General features: G+C 69.8%; 1 protein-coding gene. It reads right to left on the bottom strand.

From position 1 onward, the window contains the following. Positions 1 to 61: 61 nt before the first annotated feature. Complete coding sequence (locus AC5LSR_RS22535; RefSeq protein ID WP_493468969.1) at positions 62 to 757, bottom strand: hypothetical protein; 696 nt, start codon at positions 755 to 757, stop codon at positions 62 to 64. Between the last annotated feature and the right edge of the window lie 114 nt (positions 758 to 871).

Here is an 871-nt window from a genome sequence, read left to right as displayed (position 1 = left end):
ACCGGCTTGCGGCGTTCCTGATGCGCATCACCGTGAGGTCGCGGGACTTCCGGTGAAGCACTCAGGGGGCCGCGCGGCGCAGTATCAGCCAGCCGGCTCCGCCGAGTGCCAGCGCGAACATCAGCGGGTACGCGGTGAACAGCGTGAGCGAAGGCTGGCCGCCGAGGAAGCTCCCGATCGAGGGCCACCAGTTCTGTGTCTTTCCCAGCACGCCCACCGTGGTGAGCAGCGCGACGCTGCCGAAAACGGCGAGGTAGATCCCGGTGTGACGCCAGCGCTGGAACACCACACCCGCCAGCACCCCGATCGCGGACACCGCGACCAGCGGTCCGCTGTAGACAAGCCATAGCGTGAGCGGGTTGCCGTGGCCCAGCATGTCCAGCCCGAAGATCCGCGTCTTCCGTCCCCAGCCGCCGGTCAGCCGTTCGATGATGTCGAACGTCACCAGTCCGAGCCCGAGGAGCAGCGCCTGGCCGAGGACGACCAGTGCGGTGGCGGCGGCGAACGCCCGGCGGGTGACGCCGAGCCCCAGCGTGAAGGGGAACACCTGGGTCATCGTCGGCAGGTGCGCGGAGGCGATCGGGGCCAACAGTGTCGGCAGCAGGTAGATCTCGTGTGCGCCGAGCGCGGTTTCGCCGTTGGAGACGTCGATGCCCCAGCCCAGCAGCGGCAGCGCGGCCAGCGCGAGCAACGGGTAGCCCAGCAGTGCGGGCCAGTGGACGAGCTGGATCCGGACGACGTCGAGCAGGCGGGACATCAGGACTCCTTCCCGGCGGCGACCGGCCGGCCGTGGCGTTGGGTGGTGCGGACGACCAGTTGCTGCAACGAGACCGGCTCGAAGTCCAGCCCGGGTTCGAGCCGGTTCCCGGCG

Source organism: Protofrankia sp. CiP1_Cm_nod4, from assembly GCF_982290645.1.
The sequence above is the reverse complement of the archived record's forward strand: the minus strand, read 5'-3'. Positions and strand labels throughout refer to the sequence as shown.

What these genes read in the sequence shown, in the direction of transcription:
- AC5LSR_RS22535 (WP_493468969.1), bottom strand. Translation starts at nt 757, where the DNA reads ATGTCCCGCCTGCTCGACGTCGTCCGGATCCAGCTCGTCCACTGGCCC.